The organism is Luteimonas sp. MC1782, assembly GCF_014164605.1.
Classification (GTDB): Bacteria; Pseudomonadota; Gammaproteobacteria; order Xanthomonadales; family Xanthomonadaceae; genus Luteimonas.
This window is the reverse complement of the sequence record NZ_JACJFT010000001.1, coordinates 1,753,269-1,774,629: the sequence shown is the minus strand read 5'-3', so window position 1 is coordinate 1,774,629 and position 21,361 is coordinate 1,753,269. Positions and strand designations below refer to the sequence as shown.

Annotated in this window: 21 protein-coding genes; 9 read left to right on the top strand and 12 right to left on the bottom strand. The window is 71.0% G+C overall.

Translation table 11 applies throughout. The annotated features are described in order from the left end of the window. Positions 1-25: 25 nt before the first annotated feature. The gene (locus H5368_RS08285; RefSeq protein ID WP_182823187.1) at positions 26-2,359 is read left to right on the top strand and encodes an NADP-dependent malic enzyme; all 2,334 of its coding nucleotides are present in this window, start codon (positions 26-28) and stop codon (positions 2,357-2,359) included. Between the two features lie 12 nt (positions 2,360-2,371). Here the strand turns inward: H5368_RS08285 and H5368_RS08280 are convergent, their stop codons facing one another. Genes H5368_RS08280 through H5368_RS08270 form a run of 3 tightly spaced genes read right to left on the bottom strand, consistent with a single transcriptional unit; the run spans position 2,372 to position 4,970 of the window. Further along, entirely contained in the window at positions 2,372-2,728 is a 357-nt protein-coding gene (locus H5368_RS08280; RefSeq protein WP_343203905.1) for a response regulator, read from the bottom strand. A gap of 5 nt (positions 2,729-2,733) precedes the next feature. Further along, complete coding sequence (locus H5368_RS08275; RefSeq protein WP_182823182.1) at positions 2,734-3,174, bottom strand: response regulator; 441 nt, start codon at positions 3,172-3,174, stop codon at positions 2,734-2,736. Then, complete coding sequence (locus H5368_RS08270; RefSeq protein ID WP_182823180.1) at positions 3,171-4,970, bottom strand: ATP-binding protein; 1,800 nt, start codon at positions 4,968-4,970, stop codon at positions 3,171-3,173. The genes H5368_RS08275 and H5368_RS08270 overlap by 4 nt, the downstream gene beginning before the upstream one ends. Before the next feature lie 122 nt (positions 4,971-5,092). Between H5368_RS08270 and aceE the strand changes: the two genes are divergently transcribed. Beyond that, the gene (gene aceE / locus H5368_RS08265; protein ID WP_182823178.1) at positions 5,093-7,783 is read left to right on the top strand and encodes a pyruvate dehydrogenase (acetyl-transferring), homodimeric type; all 2,691 of its coding nucleotides are present in this window, start codon (positions 5,093-5,095) and stop codon (positions 7,781-7,783) included. 103 nt (positions 7,784-7,886) lie between these two features. Here the strand turns inward: aceE and H5368_RS08260 are convergent, their stop codons facing one another. From H5368_RS08260 to H5368_RS08235, 6 genes are all read right to left on the bottom strand, one after another. After that, the gene (locus H5368_RS08260) at positions 7,887-9,260 is read right to left on the bottom strand and encodes a collagen-like protein (RefSeq protein WP_182823176.1); all 1,374 of its coding nucleotides are present in this window, start codon (positions 9,258-9,260) and stop codon (positions 7,887-7,889) included. A 252-nt stretch (positions 9,261-9,512) separates the two neighbouring features. Continuing rightward, positions 9,513-11,033 (bottom strand): acetyl-CoA hydrolase/transferase family protein, encoded by a 1,521-nt coding sequence (locus tag H5368_RS08255; protein WP_182823174.1) that lies wholly within the window; start codon positions 11,031-11,033, stop codon positions 9,513-9,515. Positions 11,034-11,159: 126 nt separating this feature from the next. Continuing rightward, positions 11,160-11,402, bottom strand: coding sequence for a DUF3297 family protein (locus tag H5368_RS08250; RefSeq protein WP_182823172.1), 243 nt, complete (start codon positions 11,400-11,402; stop codon positions 11,160-11,162). A gap of 95 nt (positions 11,403-11,497) precedes the next feature. Continuing rightward, the gene (msrB, locus tag H5368_RS08245) at positions 11,498-11,959 is read right to left on the bottom strand and encodes a peptide-methionine (R)-S-oxide reductase MsrB (RefSeq protein WP_182823170.1); all 462 of its coding nucleotides are present in this window, start codon (positions 11,957-11,959) and stop codon (positions 11,498-11,500) included. A 26-nt stretch (positions 11,960-11,985) separates the two neighbouring features. Then, a complete protein-coding gene (locus H5368_RS08240) occupies positions 11,986-12,270 on the bottom strand; it encodes a DUF4031 domain-containing protein (RefSeq protein ID WP_182823167.1) in 285 nt (94 codons plus the stop codon). Between the two features lie 11 nt (positions 12,271-12,281). Further along, on the bottom strand, positions 12,282-12,839 hold the full coding sequence (locus tag H5368_RS08235) for a DUF3016 domain-containing protein (protein ID WP_182823165.1): 558 nt from the start codon (positions 12,837-12,839) through the stop codon (positions 12,282-12,284). 142 nt (positions 12,840-12,981) lie between these two features. On the opposite strand from H5368_RS08235, the gene H5368_RS08230 reads away from it, so the two are divergent. The 3 genes from H5368_RS08230 to H5368_RS08220 all read left to right on the top strand — a co-directional run bounded on the left by H5368_RS08230 (position 12,982) and on the right by H5368_RS08220 (position 15,510). Further along, positions 12,982-13,707: a murein L,D-transpeptidase catalytic domain family protein gene (locus H5368_RS08230; protein ID WP_182823163.1), complete on the top strand. Its 726-nt coding sequence runs from the start codon at positions 12,982-12,984 to the stop codon at positions 13,705-13,707. Positions 13,708-13,770: 63 nt separating this feature from the next. After that, entirely contained in the window at positions 13,771-14,814 is a 1,044-nt protein-coding gene (locus H5368_RS08225; protein WP_182823161.1) for a L,D-transpeptidase, read from the top strand. 3 nt (positions 14,815-14,817) lie between these two features. After that, a complete protein-coding gene (locus H5368_RS08220; RefSeq protein ID WP_182823159.1) occupies positions 14,818-15,510 on the top strand; it encodes a M23 family metallopeptidase in 693 nt (230 codons plus the stop codon). A gap of 19 nt (positions 15,511-15,529) precedes the next feature. Here the strand turns inward: H5368_RS08220 and H5368_RS08215 are convergent, their stop codons facing one another. Next, entirely contained in the window at positions 15,530-16,165 is a 636-nt protein-coding gene (locus H5368_RS08215) for an arylesterase (RefSeq protein ID WP_223877998.1), read from the bottom strand. 181 nt (positions 16,166-16,346) lie between these two features. Here H5368_RS08215 and H5368_RS08210 point away from each other — a divergent pair, with 181 nt between their 5' ends. Together H5368_RS08210 and H5368_RS08205 are read left to right on the top strand one after the other, a co-directional pair. Further along, positions 16,347-16,994, top strand: a complete 648-nt coding sequence (locus tag H5368_RS08210; RefSeq protein ID WP_305067738.1) for an ABC transporter ATP-binding protein — start codon at positions 16,347-16,349, stop codon at positions 16,992-16,994. Continuing rightward, the gene (locus H5368_RS08205) at positions 16,991-19,519 is read left to right on the top strand and encodes an FtsX-like permease family protein (RefSeq protein WP_182823154.1); all 2,529 of its coding nucleotides are present in this window, start codon (positions 16,991-16,993) and stop codon (positions 19,517-19,519) included. Before H5368_RS08210 ends, H5368_RS08205 begins: the two co-directional genes overlap by 4 nt. Positions 19,520-19,561: 42 nt before the next feature. Here H5368_RS08205 and H5368_RS08200 read toward each other — a convergent pair whose 3' ends face one another. After that, the gene (locus H5368_RS08200; protein ID WP_182823152.1) at positions 19,562-19,888 is read right to left on the bottom strand and encodes a hypothetical protein; all 327 of its coding nucleotides are present in this window, start codon (positions 19,886-19,888) and stop codon (positions 19,562-19,564) included. Positions 19,889-20,027: 139 nt separating this feature from the next. On the opposite strand from H5368_RS08200, the gene H5368_RS08195 reads away from it, so the two are divergent. Further along, positions 20,028-20,642 carry an RNA polymerase sigma factor gene (locus H5368_RS08195; protein ID WP_182823150.1) on the top strand — a complete coding sequence of 205 codons (615 nt, stop codon included), beginning with the start codon at positions 20,028-20,030 and terminating at the stop codon, positions 20,640-20,642. Then, complete coding sequence (locus H5368_RS08190; RefSeq protein ID WP_182823149.1) at positions 20,639-21,082, top strand: hypothetical protein; 444 nt, start codon at positions 20,639-20,641, stop codon at positions 21,080-21,082. Before H5368_RS08195 ends, H5368_RS08190 begins: the two co-directional genes overlap by 4 nt. Positions 21,083-21,088: 6 nt before the next feature. Here the strand turns inward: H5368_RS08190 and H5368_RS08185 are convergent, their stop codons facing one another. After that, entirely contained in the window at positions 21,089-21,349 is a 261-nt protein-coding gene (locus H5368_RS08185; RefSeq protein WP_182823147.1) for a hypothetical protein, read from the bottom strand. Positions 21,350-21,361 lie beyond the last annotated feature (12 nt).

Here is a 21,361-nt window from a genome sequence, read left to right as displayed (position 1 = left end):
GGCCCGCCCCGCCGACCGTGAACCGATGTCCGACAAGCCCGTCGATCCCGCGCCCCTGAGCCTGTCCGACCACAGCGGCAGCTTCGAGCAGGCGGCACTCGACTACCACCGCGTCCTGCCCGCCGGCAAGATCAAGGTGGTCGCCACCAAGCCCATGGTCACCCAGCGCGATCTGGCGCTGGCGTACTCGCCGGGCGTGGCGCATGCCTGCGAGGCGATCGTCGCCGACCCGCGCGAAGCCAGCACGCTGACCGCGCGCGGCAACCTGGTGGCGGTGATCACCAACGGCACCGCGGTGCTGGGGCTCGGCGACATCGGCCCGCTGGCCGGCAAGCCGGTGATGGAAGGCAAGGGCGTGCTGTTCCAGAAGTTCGCCGGCATCGACGTGTTCGACATCGAGCTCGACGAGCGCGACCCCGACAAGCTGGTCGAGATCATCGCGGCGATGGAGCCGACGTTCGGCGGCATCAACCTCGAGGACATCAAGGCGCCGGAGTGCTTCATCGTGGAGCGCAAGCTGCGCGAGCGGATGAAGATCCCGGTGTTCCACGACGACCAGCACGGCACCGCGATCATCGTCGGCGCCGCGGTCACCAACGCGCTGGAAGTGGCCGGCAAGCGCATCGAGGACGTCCGCCTGGCGACCGCCGGCGCCGGCGCCGCGGGCATCGCCTGCCTGGACATGCTGGTCGCGCTGGGCATGAAGCCGGAAAACATCCTGGCCGTGGACCGCGACGGGGTGCTGTATACCGGGCGCGGCAACATGGACCCGGACAAGCAGCGCTACGCGCGCGACACCGACAAGCGTTCGCTCGACGACATCATCGAAGGCGTCGACATCTTCCTCGGCCTGTCCGCCGGCGGCGTGCTCAAGCCCGGGATGGTGGCGAAGATGGCCCCGCGCCCGATCATCCTCGCGCTGGCCAACCCCTACCCGGAGATCCTGCCGGAAGCCGCGAAGGCCGTGCGTCCGGATTGCATCATCGCCACCGGCCGCTCCGACTACCCGAACCAGGTCAACAACGCACTCTGCTTCCCGTACATTTTCCGCGGTGCGCTCGACGTGGGCGCCACCGGCATCAACGAAGAGATGAAGCTGGCCTGCGTGCGCGCGATCGCGCAGCTGGCGAAGATGGAATCCTCCGACCTCGGCGCGGCCTACGGCGGCGAGATGCCGGTGTTCGGCGAGGAGTACATCATCCCGCGGCCGTTCGACCCGCGCCTGCTGACCATGCTGGCGCCGTGCGTTGCGAAGGCCGCGATGGACTCCGGCGTGGCCACCCGCCCGATCGAGGACATGGACGCCTACCGCGAGAAGCTGGGGCAGTTCATCCACCGCTCCGGGCTGATGATGAAGCCGGTGTACGAGCGCGCCCGTGCCAACCTGCAGCGCATCGTCTACGCCGAGGGCGAAGAGGAAACCGTGCTGCGCGCGGTGCAGACCGTGGTCGACGAGGGGCTGGCGCGGCCGATCCTGATCGGCCGGCCGGACGTGATCGACACCCGCATCAAGCGCCTCGGCCTGCGCCTGCGCGTCGGGGTGGATTTCGACCTCACCAACATCAACGACGACCCGCGCTTCGGCGACTACTGGCGCCAGTACCACGCGCTCACCGAGCGCCGCGGCGTGACCCCGGACGCGGCCAAGAACCTGGTGCGCTCGCGGCCGACCCTGATTGCCGCGCTGATGGTGCAGCGTGGCGAGGCGGACGGGCTGATTTCCGGCCTGGTCGGCCGTTACCACAAGAAACTCGGGTACATCCGCAGCGTGTTCGGCCTGGATCCGGGCGTCAGCAGCACTTCGGCGATGACCGGCGTGATCAACGATGCCGGCGTGTGGTTCTTCCTCGACACCCACGTGCAGGTCGACCCCACCGCCGAGCAGATCGCCGAAGCGACGCTGCAGGGCGCCTACCGCCTGAAGCTGTTCGGCATCGAGCCGAGCATCGCGTTGCTGTCGCATTCCAACTACGGCAGCCACGACAACCCGAGCGCGGCCAAGATGCGCCGCGTGCGCGAGATCCTCGCGCGCCGCGCGCCGCGGCTGAACATCGACGGCGAGATGCAGGCCGATACCGCCTGGGACAGCCTGCTGCGCGAGCGCCTGTTCCCCAACACCACGCTCAAGGGCCGCGCCAACCTGTTCGTGCTGCCCAACATCGACGCCGCCAGCATCGCCTACAACCTGGTGCGGGTGATGACCGACGGCGTGGCGATCGGTCCGATCCTGATGGGCGTGGACCACCCGGCGCACGTGCTCACCTCCACCAGTACGCCGCGGCGCCTGGTCAACATGACCGCGATCACCGCGGTCGAGGCACAGATCCGCGCGCTGCAGCGCGCCGGCGCGGACGACTGACCGCCGCGGCGGTCAGTGCGGCAGCAGTTCGCGCACCAGCGCCGGCAGGCGCGCCAGGTCGTCCTTGAGCAGGACGCCGTCGGCGACGGGAAGCACCTCGTCGCCGGCCAGCGCGCCGGTCATGAACACGAAGCGGGCCTGTGGCGCGTGCGCCAGCACCAGCGCGCGCGCCTCGCGGCCGGAATAGCCGGGCAGGTTGACGTCGCAGACCACCAGGTGCGGGTCGAAGCCGGCCAGCGCCTCGCGCAGCGCATCCTCGCGGTACAGCCGGCGGCACTCCACCAGGATGCCCGCCTCGCGCAGCGTCAGCTCGGTGAGCTCGGCGTCGTCGTGGCAGTCGTCGACAATCAGCACGCGGATCACGGCCATGGCGCTCAAGGGTCGGTCGGAGCCTCGTTGAGGACGGCCCAGAAGCGCCCAAGCGTCTTCACCGCCTCGAAGAACTGGTCCACGTCGACCGGCTTGACCACGTAGGCGTTGACGCCCAGGTCCCAGCTGCGGGCGAGGTCGTTTTCCTCGCGCGAAGACGACAGGATCACCACCGGCAGGCGCTTGAGCGTTTCGTGTTCGCGCAGCTGGTTGAGCACTTCCAGGCCGTCCATGCGCGGCATCTTGATGTCGAGCAGCAGCACCGCGGGGTCGCCTTCGGGGCGGTTGGCGTACTTGCCGCGGCGGAACAGGTAGTCCAGTGCCTCCACGCCATCCTCGACATGGACGATGGGATTGACCAGGTGCGCATCGCGCAGCGCATCGATGGCCATCTCGGCGTCGTGCGGGCTGTCTTCGGCAAGCAGGATGGTGCGGATCGCGGTCATGTGCGCGGGGTTCCTTGGCGGGCGTCCGGGTTGGCGGGCAGGGTGAAGTGGAAGGTGGCGCCTTCGCCGGGCGCGGATTCCGCCCAGACCTGGCCATTGTGCCGGGTCACGACCCGTTTGACGCTGGCCAGGCCGATGCCCGTGCCGCTGAACTCGCTCGCGGCATGCAGCCGCTGGAACACGCCGAACAGCTTGCCCGCATAGGCCATGTCGAAGCCGGCGCCGTTGTCGCGCACCGAGAAGTGGTGCAGGCCGTCGTCGCCCGCGCGGTGGTCGACGTCGATCACCGCCGGCTCGCTGCCGGTGCTGTACTTGACCGCGTTGCCGAGCAGGTTGGTCCACAGCTGGCGCAGCATGTTGTCGTCGCCGACCACGACCGGCATGTGCGCGATGCGCCACTCGACGTGGTGGCCGGGGTTGTCGATGCTGTTGTTGGCATCCAGCATCGCGCGGGTCTCCTCGACCAGCGACTGCATGTCGACCGTCTGCAGGCGCAGTGCGCTGCGCCCGAGGCGCGAGTACACCAGCAGGTCGTCGATCAGCGCCGACATGCGCTTGGCCGAGCCGCCGATGACGTCGAGGTAATGGCGACCCTTGTCGTCGAGGCCGTCGCCGAGGTGGCGGCCGAGCTTGTCGGCGAAGCCGGCGATGTGGCGCAGCGGCGCGCGCAGGTCATGCGACACCGAGTAGCTGAACGCCTCGAGCTCGCGGTTGACGTCGGAGACCTGGTCCACCTTGCCTTCGAGCTGGCGGTTCAGCTCGCGGATGTGGGTCTCGCTGGCCTTCTGCGCGCTGATGTCGCTGGCCGTGACCAGCGCCACCAGGTCGTCGCGGTCGGGCAGCGCCATGCTGCGCGCGTTGACCAGCATCACCCGGTCGACGCCATCCACGGTGCGCTGCTGGCGCTCGAAGTCCCACAGTTCGCGGCCGCGCAGCAGCACGTCGCGCAGGCGTCGCAGCGTTTCCTCGTCGCGCCAGGCGTCGCCGGCATCGGCCAGCGGCGTGCCGCGGATGTCACCCTCGATGCCGAACAGTTCTGCGAACGCGGCGTTGTGCATCACCACGCGCAGGCTGGCGTCGATCAGCACGATCGGCTCGCGCACGGTGTCGAGGACCACGCCGGCGCGGGCATCCGCGCGTCGCGAAATCCCCTCGGCCGCGGTGCGACGCCCGGCGTCGCGCATGGCCAGGGCCGCCAGGCCGAGGATCAGCAGCACCTGGGCGGCCAGCGACCCCCACGCGAGCACCCGGGCCTGGCGCTGGACGCGCGCGGCGTCGGCGTTGCGCACGGCGAGGATGTCGCGCTCGGTCTGGATCAGGGTGGAGATCGGCGCCTGCACCGGGAAGTTCTCGACCAGGCGCCGGATTTCCGCCTGTCGCTCCTCCGTGGCGGCGGCGAGCACGCGGTCGATCTGGACGATGCGCTCTTCCAGGCTGGTGCGCAGCGCGCCCATGCGCACCTGCTGGCGGGGGTTGTCGCGGGTCAGCTCCTCGGCGTGGTCGAGGAGGGGCTTGATCAGGGCTTCGCTGTAGGCGACCCGCTCGTCGAGGATCGGCGCGTCGACGCCGGCGGCCCTGGCGAGCCCCGCGCCCTCGAGGTTGCGGATCGCCGCCGACAGCATCTGCAGCGTGTTCTCCACCTCGAGGGTATGCGCCACCATCGCCGCGGCCTCGCCCACGCGTCGGTCGGCCACCCGCTGCAGCAGGAAGGGCACGAGTACGATCAGGAGCACGACCAGCGCCAGCAACGGCAGGCGCCAGCGCGCGTGTTCGCGTTGCGGCAGGGAGTCTGGCATCGCGGCGGATGATGCTGGATGGCGGCGGTGCTGGCAAACAGCCGCCCCCGGGGGCGGCTGGTAGAATCGGCCATTCTCGACCCTCGAACCAGCATGGCCGACGCGCCGTGGCGGAGCACACAATGAACTGGCTCAACGACGTCCTGCACAACGATCCCGATCCCGCGGAAGCACGCGAGTGGATGGAATCGCTCAAGGCGGTGATCGATGCGGACGGCCCGGAGCGCGCGCACCAGCTCCTGGAAGGCATGGTCGAGCTCACGCGCCGCGCCGGCAGCCACCTGCCGTTCTCGCCGACCACCGAGTACATCAACACCATCCCGCCGCACCTCGAGCCGCAGATCCCCGGCGACCAGACGCTGGAATGGCGGATCCGCTCGATCGTGCGCTGGAACGCGATGGCGATGGTGGTGCGCGCCAACCGCAAGCCCGGCGACCTCGGCGGCCACATCGCCAGCTTCGCCTCCGGCGCCACGCTGTACGACGTCGGCTTCAACCATTTCTGGCGCGCGCCGTCCGCCGACCATCCCGGCGACCTGCTCTACATCCAGGGCCACAGCTCGCCGGGCGTGTATGCGCGCGCGTTCCTCGAGGGCCGGATCAGCGAGTCGCAGCTGGACAACTTCCGCATGGAGGTCGACGGGCGCGGCATCTCGTCCTACCCGCACCCGTGGCTGATGCCGGACTTCTGGCAAACCCCGACGGTGTCGATGGGCCTGGGCCCGATCGCCGCCATCTACCAGGCGCGCAACTGGAAGTACCTGGAAGCGCGCGGCCTGATGCCGAAGTCCGACCGCAAGGTCTGGTGCTTCCTCGGCGACGGCGAGACCGACGAGCCGGAAAGCCTGGGCGCGATCTCGATCGCCGGGCGCGAGGGCCTGGACAACCTGGTGTTCGTGGTCAACTGCAACCTGCAGCGCCTGGACGGCCCGGTGCGCGGCAACGGCAAGATCATCCAGGAGCTGGAAGGCAACTTCCGCGGCGCCGGCTGGAACGTGGTCAAGGCGATCTGGGGCAGCTACTGGGATCCGCTCCTCGCGCGCGACGGCCAGGGCATGCTGCGCAAGCTGATGATGGAAACCGTCGACGGCGAGTACCAGAACTGCAAGGCCTTCGGCGGCAAGTACACGCGCGACAACTTCTTCGGCAAGTATCCGGAAACGGCGGCGATGGTGGCCAGCCTGTCCGACGACGACATCTGGCGCCTCAACCGCGGCGGCCACGACCCGCACAAGGTGTATGCCGCGTACCGCAACGCCATGGAAACCAAGGGACTGCCCACGGTGATCCTGGCCAAGACGGTCAAGGGCTACGGCATGGGCAGCGCCGGCGAGGCGCTCAATCCCACCCACCAGACCAAGAAGCTCGACGACGACGCCGTGCGCGCGTTCCGCGACCGCTTCAAGATCCCGGTGGGCGACGACCAGCTGAAGGACGGCGCGGTGCCGTTCTACCACCCGGGCGAGAAGTCCGACGAAGTGCAGTACATGCTCGAGCGCCGCGCCGCGCTTGGTGGCCACCTGCCGCAGCGCCGCCGCAAGAGCACGCAGACGCTGGTGGCGCCGAAGGTCGAGGTGTTCGAGCGCCTGCTCAAGGACACCGGTGAACGCGAGATCAGCACCACCATGGCGTTCGTGCAGTCGCTGGCCATCATCCTCCGCGACAAGGAGGTCGGCCCGCGCGTCGTGCCGATCGTCTGCGACGAGGCGCGCACCTTCGGCATGGAAGGCCTGTTCCGCCAGATCGGCATCTACGCGCCGGATGGCCAGAAGTACAAGCCGGTGGATCGTGACCAGCTGATGTACTACCGCGAGGACGCCACCGGCCAGGTGCTGCAGGAAGGCATCTCCGAGGCCGGCGCGTTCGCCTCGTGGATGGCCTCGGCGACCAGCTACAGCACCAACGACCTGCCGATGCTGCCGTTCTACATCTACTACTCGATGTTCGGCTTCCAGCGCATCGGCGATGCGGCGTGGCAGGCGGCGGACATGCGTGCGCGCGGCTTCCTGCTCGGCGCCACCGCGGGGCGCACCACGCTCAACGGCGAAGGCCTGCAGCACGAGGACGGCCACAGCCACCTGCTGGCGGGTGCCATCCCCAACTGCCGCGCCTACGACCCCACGTTCGCCGGCGAGGTGGCGGTGATCCTGCAGCGTGGCATGCAGCGCATGCTCGACGAGCAGCAGGACGAGTACTGGTACCTCACGCTGATGAACGAGAACTACGTCCATCCGGCGCTGCCCGAGGGCGCGGCGGAGGGCGTGATCCGGGGCATGTACCTGCTCAAGGACGCCGGCAAGGCGAAGAAGGGCGAGCTGCGCGTGCAGCTGCTGGGTTCGGGGACCATCCTGCGCGAGGCAATCGCGGCGGCGGAGCTGCTGGACAAGGACTTCGGCGTCACCGCCGACATCTGGTCGTGCCCGAGCTTCACCGAGCTGCGCCGCGACGGGTTCGACGTCGAGCGCTGGAACCGGCTCAATCCCGAGGCCAAGGCGCCGCGCAAGGCGTACGTCACCACGCTGCTCGAGGGCCGACAGGGCCCGGCGATCGCCGCGACCGACTACGTGCGTGCGTTCCCCGACCAGATCCGCGCCTTCGTGCCGATGCACTACACGGTGCTCGGCACCGACGGCTTCGGCCGCTCCGACACGCGCGCCAACCTGCGCCGGCATTTCGAGGTCGACCGCTTCCACATCGCCCACGCCGCGATCGCGGCGCTGGCGGCGGACGGCAAGATGACCCCGAAGGACGTCTCACGCGCGATCAAGCAGTACAAGATCGCCGTGGACACACCGAACCCGCTGCTGGCCTGACGGCCCGCGCTGCCGGCACGTCCGCCGTTACGGGGCGACTGGCCGGTTCCAGAAACAGGAAGGCGCGCCTGGGCGCGCCTTCCTGTCTTTACCTGGCAGTCGGTTATTCCGCCAGCTTGGCCCCGTCCACGTTCCACCTCGTCACGGCCTGGTTGGCGGACGCCGCGGCTGGCGCGGTGCCGTTCTGCGCGCAGGCCATCCAGAATGTGACGTTCTGCGACGAGAAGTTGCGGACGTTGGTGGCGATCACCACCCAATCGCGCGCAGTGCCGCCGACGCCGCTGGTGTTGACGTAGATGCCGTCGACGTTCGAGAGGTCGAAGCTCGAGCCCCCGTGGTTGGCGACATACATGCCGCCATTGAAGGCGATCTCGTTGCTGGCGCACTGTGCAACGCCGCGGCGCAGCTCGCGTGCCGGGATAGTGATGGTGCTGGTGACGAAGCGCATGTTCGACAGGCCGGCGGCACCGACCGGACCCTGCGGGCCCATCGGCCCAACCGGACCAGCCGGACCCGTTGCGCCCGTGGCGCCGATGGTGCCCGGAAGTCCCTGCACACCCGGCGCACCTGCGACACCTTGCGGACCGGTTGCGCCGTCCTGGCCGTTCTGGCCGGGCAGCCCGCGTTCGCCCTGCGGCCCGGCGATGCCGGCGACACCCTGCGGCCCGGTCGCGCCGTCCACGCCGCGTTCGCCCTGCGCACCGGTCGCGCCGGTGGCGCCATCGGAGCCGCGCTCGCCCTGCGCGCCCGTCGCGCCTGTCGCTCCGTCAAGGCCCCGCTCACCTTGCGCACCGGCCGGCCCGGCATCACCCTGCTGGCCAGTCGCACCGGTTGCACCCGTCGCGCCGTCCACGCCGCGCTCGCCCTGGGGACCTGCGATGCCTGCGACACCCTGGGCACCCGTTTCGCCCTGCGGGCCGGACAAGCCGCGTTCGCCCTGCGCACCCGCCGGGCCCGTTGCACCGTCCTGGCCGGGAAGTCCGGGCTGTCCCGGCGCACCTGCGTCGCCGGCCGCACCCTGCGGGCCCTGCGGGCCCGTCGCGCCCGCGGCGCCGGCAGTGCCCTGGGCGCCGGCCGGACCGCGTGCGCCGTCCTGGCCGGTCGCGCCCCGCGGGCCGACCGCGCCGATGGTCAGGCCGTAGTCGGACTGGGTGACACCGTTGTTGGTGAAGTGCTCGATGGTCAGCATGTAGTCGCCCGCGGGCGGCAGGCCACCGGGCAGGGTGCAGGTCATCATCGTCAGCCCGTCCGGCCCGCGCGAGCGCATGCAGTGGCGGGTGATGTCGCCCACGTCGCCGAGGGTGATGCGCGAACGCGCCACCGACTGCTGAAGGTTCTCGCCCAAGACGACGAAGGCGTCCAGGTCGTCCATCACCACCACGGATACGATCCGCGGGTCCTGCGCCAGTGCGGCGGTCGAGGCCAAGGCGAAGGTGACGGCCGCTGCCAGCGCCTTCCGGTTTCCAATGATGTTCATCAAGCTGCTCCCCTGTCGTCATCGCGCCCCGGGCCCCCGCCCGACGCATCGCCAAACCGGGAAGCAATTCGCATGCCAAGTGTGACCAGCTGCTCAGTTGATGGGAGGTCTGGCCTGGAACAGGTCGAGCACCGCGAACTGTCTGCCACGCAGGCCGGATTCGAGGCGCGCGTGTTCTCCGACGAGCGCATCGCCGTTCTCTGGCTGCGTTACGGAAGTCCGCCGGCGGCCCGCGCTGCCGGCGATGCGCGCTCAGGCGTCGGCGCGCCGCATGCTGCCGGTTTCGACCAGCCGCTGGTGCCACGACAGCGCCTCGCCCAGCAGGTGCGGGGTGTGCTTGCCGTGGCTGTCGCGGCAGGCGCGGTCGAAGTAGTCCTGCAGCATCGGCCGGTAGTCCGGGTGTGCGCAGCGCTCGATCACCAGCCGCGCGCGCTGCTTGGGCGACAGCCCGCGCAGGTCGGCCAGGCCCTGCTCGGTGACCACCACCATGGTGTCGTGCTCGGTGTGGTCGACGTGGCTGGCCATCGGCACGATGCTGGAGATGCGCCCCCCCTTGGCGGTGCTCGCCGACATGAAGACCGACAGGTAGGCGTTGCGCGCGAAGTCGCCGCTGCCACCGATGCCGTTCATGATGCTGGTGCCGGCGACATGCGTGGAGTTGACGTTGCCGTACAGGTCGGCTTCGAGCATGCCGTTCATGGCGATGCAGCCGAGCCGCCGGATCAGTTCCGGGTGGTTGGACATTTCCTGCGGCCGCAGCACGATGTGCTTGCGGTAGAAATCGACATTGCGCTTGAACTCCGCGGTGCCCGCCGGGCTGAGCGAGAACGAGGTCGCCGACACCATCGACAGCACGCCTTCGCTGACGAGCTCGAGCATGCCGTCCTGCACCACCTCCGTAAACGCCGACAGGCCCTTGTAGCCGCCCTTGGCGAGCGCGGAGAGCACCGCGTTGGTGACGTTGCCGATGCCCGACTGCAGCGGCAGCAGCTGGCTGGTCAGGCGACCCCGCTCGATCTCGTGGGCGAAGAACTCCAGCAGGTGGCCGGCGATCTGCTCCGATGCCGCGTCCGGTGGCGCGAAGGCGCCGATGCGGTCCGGAGCGTCGGTTTCCACCACGGCCACGACCTTGTCCAGGTCGACGCGCAGGTGCGGCTCGCCGATGCGGTCGGCGGGCGCCAGCAGCGGGATCGGCTTGCGATGGGGTGGCAGCGCCGTGCCGTAGTAGATGTCGTGCATGCCGTCCATCTCCGACGGCTGCCAGCGGTTCACCTCGATGATCACCTTGTCGGCGAGGTCGAGCCAGGTCTTGTTGTTGCCGACCGATGACGAGGGCACCAGGGTGCCGTCCGCGTTGATGGCGGTGACCTCGATCACGGCGATGTCGATGTCGCCGAAGAATCCGAACCAGGCGAACTGGGCGACGTGGCTCAGATGGATGTCGAGGTAGTCGAGGCTGCCGTCGTTGATCTGTCCGCGCACCACGGGGTCGGACTGGAAGGGCAGGCGCATCTCGATGCCGTCGACCTTGGCGAGCGCGCCGTCGAGTTCCGGCGCGGTCGACGCGCCGGTCAGGACCTTGATCTGGAAGCGCCCGCCGGCGGCGTTGGCGCGCTCGATGCGGCTGGCCAGGGCGAGCGGAACGACCTTGGGATAGCCCGCGCCGGTGAACCCGCTCATCGCCACGGTCATGCCCGGCTCGATCATGGCCGCCGCCTCGTCGGCCGACTTCAGGCGGTCACGGAGCACGGGATTGAGGATGCGGTCGGTCACGGCGGTGGGGCTCCTGTCTGCGCGCGCACCGCGCGAGTCCCATTCTACCGGCGACGCCCTAGTGGCCCCGGGCGCTGGCGGAATGCAGCGTTGCCGGCCACCCGGTCCCCGGCCGCGACGGCCGTGTCAGGCCTCGTCGCGGAAGTAGGGCTCGACCTGGCCGTTGATCTTCATGGTCATCGGATTGCCGCGGCGGTCCAGCGCGCGGCCTACGGCAACGCGGATCCAGCCCTCGCTGACGCAGTATTCCTCGACGTTGGTGCGCTCCTGGCCATTGAAGCGGATGCCCACGCCGCGCTGCATGGCGGCATCGTCGTGGTGCGCGCTGCGCGGGTCGTTGCTGAGGCGGTCCGGCGGGGTGTCGGTCATGGCGTGGCGGTCCTGGTCGCGATGGTGCGCGCGGGAAGGCCGCGCGGCGGCAAAGGATACGCGCGGCGGGCGGGCCCTGCAGCCGGCCGGCGCGTTCAGTCGGCGACGATGCGCTCGTCGCGGCCAAGGATGTCCGGGAGCAGCTCGCCGCGCGGCGTGAACTGCAGGGACACCGAATTCAGGCAGTGCCGCTCGCCCGTCGGCGGGGGGCCGTCCGGGAAGACGTGGCCGAGGTGGCTGCCGCAACGCGCGCAGACCTCCTCGATGCGCACCATGCCGTGGCTGCTGTCGCGGATGTAGCGGATGTGGCTCGGGTCGTAAGGGGCGAAGAAGCTGGGCCAGCCCGTGCCGGAGTCGAACTTCGCGTCGGAGCGGAACAGCGGCAGGCCGCAGAAGCCGCAGCAGTACGTGCCGTCGCGCTTGTTGTCGAGGAACGCGCCGCAGAACGGCGCTTCGGTGCCGTGCGCCAGCATCACGCGGCGGGCGTCGTCGTCGAGCGTCTGGCTGATGGCACTGCGTGCGTCGTCGCTGGGCGGGGTGAGGTCGAACCTGGTCATGGGCTGCTCCGGGGGATGGTGTGCGTTCAATCGGGGATGCGCCGGCCCTGCGCACGCGCGTTGGCGATGACCTCGCGCAGCCGCGCGCGATCGTGGTGGCGTGAGATCGGCACGGCACCGCACGCGATCGCGCGTTCGCGCAGTTCCGCGGTGACGTCGTAATGGGCGCCGCTGGTCTTGTCCTGGAATGCGTGACGTGGGATGCCGAGTCCATCCGCGAACGCGTGCAGCTCCGCAAGCGTGTCGGCCATCAGGTGCGCCCACCGCCGGCCACGCCAGAGCGTGACCGCATCATCCACGTACACCGCCACCGCGCGCCGTCTCAGCGCCGCGGCGCGCGCAGTTCGTCGCGCACCCAGCGATCGATGAGGCGCTTCTCGTGCTGCAGCGGATCGCTGCGCGCCGCCATGCCGGCCGACGAGGTCAGGAATCCGAGGTCGGTCAGCCGACGCTCGCCTTCGGCAAGCACCTGGCCGCCGGCATCGCGCAGGGTGAAACGCAGCTCGAGGCTCGGCGGATACAGGTCGCGCACCACGCGCACGTCGCCCAGGCTCTGCGTCGCGGGCTCGTACTCGCCGGCGCGGTCGATGTCGATGATCTCCACATCGAGCCGTTCGCCGTCGGCGAGCGCAGCAGCGGATGCCGTGCGCAGGTGTTCGGCGAGGTCGCGGACCCAGTCACCACGGACCGCTTCGAAGCGGCTGCGGCTGTAGCGGATCTCGGTGAACGTTTCCGGATCGGTCCAGGAAACGGCGACCGGGCCGTACGCGTCCAGGGCGCGCGGAGCGTCGGCGTCGGTCACGTTGGTCGGGCGGGTTTGGGCGTGGCCGGCGAACAGCGCGGCGAGCAGGAGGACGGTGATCCTGGCGAACGTGGCCATGGCAGGCTCCGTCGAATGTCTGCAGCCATTCTGCGCGCGTGCCATCGCGGCGGCAAACGCGGGCACGCGCCGCGCGTGCAGGCATTCAGCCGGTTCGACGCCACGCCTTGCGCAGCGACGCAGGCGGCCGCATCTTGCCGAGATGGCAGTCCGTTCCCGCCGCCACATCCATCCATCGCAGGCGCGCCTGCCGGGCCTGCTGCTCGCGGTGCTGCTGCTCGCGGCCACGCCGCCGGCCCATGCCCGGGACCTGCTGGCGCGCCTGTCCGCTGCGGCGCCCACGCTCGACCGCACGGTCCTCGCGCTCGCGCTGCAGGCGCGCGACTGTGCGCGCGCGGCGGACGTCGCCGGCGCCGGTGCCGATCGACTGGCGGTGATCGACTACACGCTGCCGTCGACCGAGAAGCGCCTGTGGGTGTTCGACCTCGGCAAGGCGACCCTGCTGCACGCCGAACACGTGGCCCACGGCCGTGGCAGCGGCGACAACATCGCGGCGCGCTTCTCCAATGTCGAAGGCAGCTTCCAGTCGAGCCTGGGCCTGTTCGCCACCGCCGAGACCTACATCGGCGAGAACGGCTACTCACTGCGCATGGATGGCCTGGAGCCCGGCGTCAACGACGCGGCGCGCGAACGGCTGGTGGTGATGCACGGCGCCGACTACGTCGATCCCGCGCAGGCGCGCCGGCAGGGCCGGCTGGGGCGCAGCTGGGGCTGCCCGGCGGTGCGCGCGGGGGTGGCACGCGCGGTGATCGACAATCTGCGCGACGGCCAGTTGCTGTTCGCGTACGCCCGCGACGCGGCATGGTTGAACGGCTCCCGCTTCCTGCATTGCGCGCGGGCTGAACGCAAGGCACGCGCGGCGCGCTGATTTCACGCGCCATCGCCAGGCGCTCACGCAGCATCGCCGCACCTGCCACCAAGGACTGTCCGCATGACTCCAGCCAAGCCGCTTGCCCTCGCGCTGAGCGCGATCCTGTTCGGCGCGCCCCTGCTTGCCGCCGCGCAAGCACCCGCCCTGCCACCGGGGGCGAAGCCTGTCGTACCCGCTGTGCAAGCCGCGGACACCGGGCCCGCGCCCCGCGTGGAGGTGACCGGGGCCGACCATCCCGCCAACGCCGCCACGGCCACGTCCGGTGATGGCGCGATGCTGCGTGCGCAGATCCTGCTCGACCGCGCACACTTCTCCCCGGGCGAGATCGACGGCAGTGGTGGCAGCAACACCCGGCGCGCGATTGCCGCCTTCCAGCGCAGCCGCGACCTGACGGCGAGCGGCAAGCTCGACGCCGCCACCTGGCAGGCGCTGAACGCCGACACCGCCCCGGTGCTGGTCGAACATGCGATCGCGGCTGACGAGGTCGCGGGTCCGTTCCGCAAGCTGCCCACCGACATGATGGCGAAGTCGAAGCTCGACAAGCTCGGTTTCGAGAGTGCGGCCGAAGCGCTGGGCGAGAAGTTCCACGCCAGCCCCAAGCTGCTGCAGCGCCTCAACGCGGGCAAGGACCTCGCCGCGGCCGGTACCCGCATCGTGGTGCCGAATGTCTCCGGCGCGACACCGCTCCCGGAGATCGCGCGGGTGGTCGTGGACAAGTCGGATTCGGTGGTGCAACTGGTGACCGCGGACGGCAAGGTGGTGGCGCAGTTCCCGGCCTCCACCGGCAGCAAGCACGACCCGCTGCCGATCGGCGAGTGGACCATCAAGGGCGTCGCGCGCGACCCAACCTTCCACTACAACCCGGCGCTGTTCTGGGATGCGGATCCGTCGCACGCCAAGGCGACGCTGCAACCCGGCCCCAACAACCCGGTCGGGCTTGCCTGGGTCGATCTGTCGAAGGAGCACTACGGCATCCATGGCACGCCGGTGCCGGCCAACGTCGGCAAGACCGATTCCCACGGTTGCATCCGATTGAGCAACTGGAACGTGCTGATGCTGGCGGCCGCGGTGAAGCCGGGCCTGCCGGCGATCCTGCAGGAATAGGCCATGCGGTACGTCGCCATGGTCCTCGCCGGCCTGCTGCTGGCGGCGGTCGTGCACCTGGCGGGGATGTCGCGCGCCGAGCGCGCGCGGATCCTTCGCATCACGCCGGCACCGGAGGCAGGGGCTGAGGATCGCGCGGGCCCCGTCGACCGTGGTCCCAGCCGGGCGACGCGGCGCCACACCACGCAGCCGCCGTCGCCACCCGGGCGGCCGGTCGCCATCGCGACCCGGCCACGCACTGCCTTGCCGCTGCCCCTGCCGTCGGGACTGGTGCTGCCGGTGCAGGGCGTGGTGCCCGCGCAGCTGTCGCCGACCTTCGAGGACGCGCGCAGCGAAGGCCGGGTGCACGAGGCGATCGACATCATGGCGCCCACCGGGACCCCGGTGCTGGCGGTGGCCGATGGCCACGTCGAAAAGCTGTTCGACAGCGCGCAGGGCGGACTGACGATCTACCAGTTCGAGCCGGGCGGGCGCTTCGCGTACTACTACGCGCATCTCGACGGCTATGCGCCGGGGCTGGCCGAGAAGCAGCAGGTGCGCCAGGGCCAGGTGATCGGCTACGTCGGCAGCACCGGCAACGCGGACCCGGCGGGCCCGCACCTGCACTTCGCGATCTTCGTGCTGGGGCCGGAGAAGCAGTGGTGGAAGGGCACCCCCATCGACCCGTTCCCGCTGTTCACCGGCAAGGCGCCCTGATGCGTCGTCGCCGCGATCGTCAGCGCAGCAGCGGTTCCAGCGCCGGCCAGACATGGTCGCCGATCGCGGGCTGCGCCTCGGCCACCGGATGCAGGTTGTCGTCCATGAAGTTGCCGCGGTCGGCGGCGACGGGTTCGAGCAGGAACGGCAGCAGCGGAATATCGAAGAAGGACGCGAGTTCGCGGTAGGTGCGGTCCAGGCCACGGGTATATTCCGCGCCGAGGTTGGGCGGCATGCGCATGCCGACCAGCAGCACGCGCGCACCGACATGCTCCGAAGCGCCGATCATCCGCGCCAGGTTGTATTTCAGCTCGGCCAGCGGCAAGCCGCGCAGCGCGTCGTTGGCGCCGAGCGCGATCACCACCACCGCCGGCTGGTGGCGCACCACCTCGCGTGCGACCCGCGACGAGCCCCCGGCGCTGGTCTCGCCGCTGATGCTGGCGTTGACGACCCGCCAGCCGGGGCGTTCACTGGCCATGCGCCGCGCCAGCAGGTCCACCCAGCCCTGGTCGGTACGCAGGCCGTAGGCGGCCGACAGCGAATCGCCCATCACCAGGACGGTGCGCGGCGGGGCGTTGTCGGGTGCGGCGGCGGCGGGCCGGCCCTGCGCCTGGGCCACACCGGCCAGCAGCAGGATGCACAAACCCAGCAGCATTTGGACCTGGCGGCATATCGCCCAATATCCTGTCATCGACTTCTCCGATCCGGCTGACCGCGGCGCGCCACGCGCCAGGCTGGACATCATGCCCCCACGAAGGTCCCCCATGCCCGATTCCACCGCAACCCCGTCCGCCGCGCCGCCCGCACTCTCCGCTGTCGGTCTCGGCAAGCGCGTCATGCTGCCCGCCGGCGAACTGGTGATCCTCGACGGCGTCGGCTTCGAGATCGCCGCCGGCGACAGCGTGGCGATCGTGGGCGCGTCGGGTTCGGGCAAGAGCACGCTGCTGTCACTGCTCGCGGGACTCGACACGCCCAGCAGCGGTGATGTACGGGTGGACGGCGCGCCGCTGTCGACGCTCGACGAGGACGGACGCGCCAAGGTTCGCGGCGCCAAGGTCGGCTTCGTGTTCCAGAATTTCCAGCTGCTGCCATCGCTCACCGCGCTGGAGAACGTGATGCTGCCGCTGGAGCTGCGCGGCGATGGCGACGTGGAAGGCCCCGCGCGCGAGATCCTGGTGCGCGTCGGCCTCGGCGAGCGCCTGGGCCACTACCCGCGGCAGCTGTCGGGCGGCGAGCAGCAGCGCGTGGCGGTGGCGCGCGCGTTCGTCACCCGGCCGTCGTTGCTGTTTGCCGACGAGCCCACCGGCAACCTCGACACGCGCACCGGGCAGGCGATCATCGAGCTGCTGTTCGCGCTCAACGCCGACCTCGGCACCACGCTGGTGCTGGTGACCCACGACGAGCACCTCGCGCAGCGCTGCCGGCGCACGCTGCGCCTCGACAGCGGCCGCCTGGTCGCCGACGACGCGCGCGCCGCGGCATGAGGGCGCTCGCACTCGCCGCGCGGCAGCTGCGCCGCGACCTGGCCTCCGGCGACATCCGCATCCTGCTGGCGGCGCTGGTGCTGGCGGTGGTGGCGGTGACCGCGGTCGGCTTTGTCACCGATCGCGCCGCGCGTGCGCTGGCCATCGAGGCCAACCGCCTGCTTGGCGGCGACGCCGTGCTGCGCGGCGACGCGCCGATCACCGGTGCGCTGCGCGAAGCCGCGCAGGCGCCCGGGCTGCGCCATGCCGACACCGTCGGGCTGGACACCATGATCCGCGTCGGCGAGGGCGAAGCCGCGCAGCTGAAACTCGGCGAGCTGCGCGCGCTGGGCGCGGGCTTCCCGCTGCGCGGCAGCTTCCGCATCGCGGGTGCCGACGGCATCGAGCGCGCGGCGACCGGGCTGCCGGGGCCGGGCACGCTGTGGATGGGCCGTGCCGGCGCCGAAACGCTTGGCGCGCGCATCGGCGACGCCGTCGGCATCGGCGAATCGCGGCTGCGGCTGGCGGCGATCGTGGCGCAGGAACCCGATGCCGCGCTCGACTACTTCAACGTCGCGCCGCGGGTGTTCCTCAACCTCGGCGACCTCGACGCCACCGGGCTGGTGCAGGAAGGCAGCCGCATCCGTTACCGGCTGGTGGTCGCGGGCGACGCGGCGGCGGTGGACCGCTTCACCCGCGCCGCGCGCGATGGCCTCGAGCGCGGCCAGCGCCTGGAAACCGCCGCGGATGCGCGCCCGGAAGTGCGCTCCGCGCTCGACCGTGCGGGACGCTTCCTCGGGCTCGCCGCACTGGTGTCGGTGGTGCTGGCGGCGGTGGCGGTGGCGATGGCCGCGCGCCGGCACAGCGCACGCCACCTGCAGGGCGCGGCGGTGATGCGTTGCCTGGGCGCCAGCCAGCGCACGCTGGTGGTGATCCATGTCGGCGAACTGGTGCTGCTGGGGCTGCTGGCCTGCGCGGTCGGGATCGCGATCGCCTATGGCCTGCAGTGGGCGATCGGCGCATGGCTGGCGGACCTGCTCGGCATCGGCATCCCGCCGGCCGGTCCGCTGCCGGCGCTGCAGGGCATGGGCGTGGGCATGGTGGTGCTGCTGGCGTTCGCCGCGCCGCCCGTGCTCGCCCTGCGCCGCGTGCCCGCGCTGCGCGTGCTGCGCCGCGACCTGGATGCCACCGAACCCAGCGCCTGGCTGGTGGCGCTGGCCGGGCTGGGCGGCATGGCGGCGTTGCTGTGGTGGCAGGCCGGCTCGGCCACGCTGGGCCTGGCGATGCTGGCGGGCATTGCCGTGACGCTGCTGGTTCTGGCCGGGTTGGCGTGGCTGTTGATCCTGGCCGTGCGCCGGCTGCGCACGCGGCTGCGCGGCAGCCTGCGCTATGGCCTGGCCAACGTCAGCCGCCGTGCCGGCACCAGCATCGCGCAGGTCTCGGCGCTCGGCCTTGGCCTGATGGCACTGCTGCTGCTGACCTTCGTGCGCACCGACCTGCTCGACCGCTGGCGCGTGTCGCTGGCCGAGGACGCGCCGAACCGCTTCGTGATCAACGTGCAGCAGGAGCAGATGCCCGGCGTGCGCGCGCTGCTGGCCGAACAGGGCCTGGGCGAGCCGGTGCTGTACCCGATGGTCCGCGGCCGCCTGGCCACGCGCAACGGCGAGGCGGTCGACACCGCCGGCATCGCGGCGTCCGCCGACGACGCCGACGACGGCCGCCGCGCGCAGCGCCGCGCCGAGCGCGAGTTCAACCTGTCCACCGCCACCGCACTGGGCGATGACAACCGCGTCACCGCAGGACGCTTCTGGGGCGCAACGCCGCCGGCCACCCCCGAGCTGTCTGTGGAGGAAGGCTTTGCCGAGTCGCTGGGCTGGAAGCTGGGCGACCGCATCGCCTTCGACATCGCCGGGCGCGCGCTGGAGGGCACCGTCACCTCGCTGCGCAGCGTGGAGTGGGAGAGCTTCAAGCCGAACTTCTTCGTGCTTGCGTCGCCGGGCGCGCTCGACGGCTACCCGGCGAGCTGGATCACCGCGGTCGGCGTGCCGCGCGGCGATGCCGCGTTCACCCGCGCGCTGGTCGGCCGCTATCCCAACGTGTCGGTGATCGATGTCGACGCGGTGCTCGACCAGGTGCGCGCCACCGCCGACCAGGTGTCGACGGTCGTGGAGGTGGTGTTCTGGTTTGCCCTGGCAGCTGGCGTGCTGGTGCTGCTGGCCGCGATCAGCGCCAGCCAGGACGAGCGCCTGCTCGAGGGCGGGGTGATGCGCGTGCTCGGCGCCAGCCGCTGGCAGCTGCGCCTGGCGCAGGCTTCTGAATTCGCCGCCATCGGCCTGATTTCCGGGGTGGTGGCGGCGATCGCCGCCTCGGTGCTGGCCGGGGTGATCGCCAAACGCGTGTTCGACCTGCCGTGGCAGCCGGACCTGGCGATGGTCGCGATCGGCGCGGCGGTCGGAGTGGCGGCCGCGCTGCTGGCCGGGCTGTTCGCCACGCGCCGGGTGCTGGATGCGCCCCCGGCGGTGACCCTGCGCGAGCTGCAGGGCTGAACTCGCGGGGCCGGGTCCAGTCGACCGCGGCCCCGTGCGGGCTCAGCCTGCGCGTCGGGCGATGAAATACGCCGCCAGGTTGCCGAGGCCGGTGGCGCCGAGCAGCACCGCGAACGCACCGGGCGTCGCTTCACGCAGGCCCAGCGCCTCGATCACCGCAAAGCCGATCGCCAGCAGCACCAGCACCGTGCCCCAGCGCAGCGAGGCCTGGCGGCGGCGCGCCTCCTCGCCTTCAAGGATCGAGCGCACCATGGCTTCCGAGCCGTTGCTGGCGACCATCTGCCGGCGCGTGCGGGCGTCGACGACGGCCTTGATGGACAGGTAGATGCACGCGAACAGCACGATCGGGATGAAGACTTCGAAATCCATGGCGGTGTCCCTGGGTAGGTGGTGACGCCGCGCGGATTGGCGGCTTGCTGGAGTGGATACCGCGGCGGCGGCGCCGGTTGCATCGGCGGGCGCGTGCGATCGCTTGCAACCGCGGCCCTGCCGGGCGTATCCCGTGCACATGGATCAGGTTTTCAATGCGGGCGGCGCCAACGCGCTGCGCGATGACGCGCACGGCGACGATGCCGCGCGCGTCGCCGCCGTGCTCGCCGGCACGCCCGGGGCCTTCGAAGCGCTGGTGCGGGACTACCAGCGCCTGGCCTGGCACGTGGTGCAGCGCATGGTGCGGCACCCGGAGGACACCCGAGAACTGTGCCAGGAGGTGTTCCTGCGCGTGCACCGCTACCTGCCGCAGTACCGCGCGGACGCGCCGCTGCAGGCATGGATCGCGCAGGTGGCGTACTCGGTGGCCAGGCGCCACCTGGAGCGCCGCAGGATTCCGCTGGCGGAGCCGATCGACGGCGACGCGCTGGCACCGGCCGAGCGCGTGGCCGACGCGTTCGACCTCGCTGCGGCGCACGCCGAAGCAGACGAGGCGCGCCACCTGCACGCGGCGATCGACGCGCTGCCGCCGCTGCAGCGCACCCTGCTCACCCTGTACCACCTCGAAGAACTGCCGATCGCGGAGATCGCCACGATCACCGGGCTCGCCGAGGGCACCATCAAGAGCCACCTGTTCCGCACCCGCAAGGCCCTGCGCGCCGTGCTGGAACGCCGCATCGGAGTCGCCGCATGAAACCGCATCCCCCGATCGATGAGCGCGAATGGCAGGCGCAGGAGCGCGCGATGCGCCGCAGCGCGCCGGGCGGCCACGAGGATCCGCTGGTGGCGGGCTACCGCAAGGTGGCCGCGGCGGCACGCGCGGCGTCGCCACCCGAACTGCCGGAGGATTTCGCGGCGCAGGTCGCTGCTCTCGTCGGCGGTGAAGCGCGCGCGGTGCCGGATGGCCGTCTCGAACGCGTGCTGCTGCGCATCCTGCTGGCGTTGCTGCCGGTGGCGCTGGCCGCGGTGCTGGTGCTGTTCGGTGCGCGCTGGTGGCAGGCGGCGTCGGGCGTGCTGGGCGAGGACGCGCTGCGCTGGCTGCTGGTGGCCCTTGCCTGCGCGGTCGTGTCCTGGGGGATCGACCGGGTGCGGGCTGGCGCCGACTACCCCGGCGGCGGCCACGCCGCTGCCTGAGCCCGGTCAAGCGGGCGCGCGTTCCTCGTCGGCGCCGAAGCGGCGCGCGTAGTCGCGTTCGGCCGAGGTGCCGTTCACCTCGCTCGCGGCGAGATCCGGCGCGCCGTAGACGGCATAGACCGGTGCGCCTTCCGTGCGGCCGACCAGATGCAGGCGATACCGCGAATGCCCGCTGCCGGTATCGGGCGGGTAATGGGCGGGCGGCTCGCCGCCGTCATAGGCGATTTCGGTGTTGTCCACGGGACCGCCGACAAAAAGCAGGCGCATGTTGCCTCCAGG

What these genes read in the sequence shown, in the direction of transcription:
- H5368_RS08285 (WP_182823187.1), top strand. Translation starts at nt 26, where the DNA reads ATGTCCGACAAGCCCGTCGATCCCGCGCCCCTGAGCCTGTCCGACCAC.
- H5368_RS08280 (WP_343203905.1), bottom strand. Translation starts at nt 2,728, where the DNA reads ATGGCCGTGATCCGCGTGCTGATTGTCGACGACTGCCACGACGACGCC.
- H5368_RS08275 (WP_182823182.1), bottom strand. Translation starts at nt 3,174, where the DNA reads ATGACCGCGATCCGCACCATCCTGCTTGCCGAAGACAGCCCGCACGAC.
- H5368_RS08270 (WP_182823180.1), bottom strand. Translation starts at nt 4,970, where the DNA reads ATGCCAGACTCCCTGCCGCAACGCGAACACGCGCGCTGGCGCCTGCCG.
- aceE (WP_182823178.1), top strand. Translation starts at nt 5,093, where the DNA reads ATGAACTGGCTCAACGACGTCCTGCACAACGATCCCGATCCCGCGGAA.
- H5368_RS08260 (WP_182823176.1), bottom strand. Translation starts at nt 9,260, where the DNA reads ATGAACATCATTGGAAACCGGAAGGCGCTGGCAGCGGCCGTCACCTTC.
- H5368_RS08250 (WP_182823172.1), bottom strand. Translation starts at nt 11,402, where the DNA reads ATGACCGACACCCCGCCGGACCGCCTCAGCAACGACCCGCGCAGCGCG.
- msrB (WP_182823170.1), bottom strand. Translation starts at nt 11,959, where the DNA reads ATGACCAGGTTCGACCTCACCCCGCCCAGCGACGACGCACGCAGTGCC.
- H5368_RS08235 (WP_182823165.1), bottom strand. Translation starts at nt 12,839, where the DNA reads ATGGCCACGTTCGCCAGGATCACCGTCCTCCTGCTCGCCGCGCTGTTC.
- H5368_RS08230 (WP_182823163.1), top strand. Translation starts at nt 12,982, where the DNA reads ATGGCAGTCCGTTCCCGCCGCCACATCCATCCATCGCAGGCGCGCCTG.
- H5368_RS08225 (WP_182823161.1), top strand. Translation starts at nt 13,771, where the DNA reads ATGACTCCAGCCAAGCCGCTTGCCCTCGCGCTGAGCGCGATCCTGTTC.
- H5368_RS08220 (WP_182823159.1), top strand. Translation starts at nt 14,818, where the DNA reads ATGCGGTACGTCGCCATGGTCCTCGCCGGCCTGCTGCTGGCGGCGGTC.
- H5368_RS08215 (WP_223877998.1), bottom strand. Translation starts at nt 16,165, where the DNA reads ATGCTGCTGGGTTTGTGCATCCTGCTGCTGGCCGGTGTGGCCCAGGCG.
- H5368_RS08210 (WP_305067738.1), top strand. Translation starts at nt 16,347, where the DNA reads ATGCTGCCCGCCGGCGAACTGGTGATCCTCGACGGCGTCGGCTTCGAG.
- H5368_RS08205 (WP_182823154.1), top strand. Translation starts at nt 16,991, where the DNA reads ATGAGGGCGCTCGCACTCGCCGCGCGGCAGCTGCGCCGCGACCTGGCC.
- H5368_RS08200 (WP_182823152.1), bottom strand. Translation starts at nt 19,888, where the DNA reads ATGGATTTCGAAGTCTTCATCCCGATCGTGCTGTTCGCGTGCATCTAC.
- H5368_RS08195 (WP_182823150.1), top strand. Translation starts at nt 20,028, where the DNA reads ATGGATCAGGTTTTCAATGCGGGCGGCGCCAACGCGCTGCGCGATGAC.
- H5368_RS08190 (WP_182823149.1), top strand. Translation starts at nt 20,639, where the DNA reads ATGAAACCGCATCCCCCGATCGATGAGCGCGAATGGCAGGCGCAGGAG.
- H5368_RS08185 (WP_182823147.1), bottom strand. Translation starts at nt 21,349, where the DNA reads ATGCGCCTGCTTTTTGTCGGCGGTCCCGTGGACAACACCGAAATCGCC.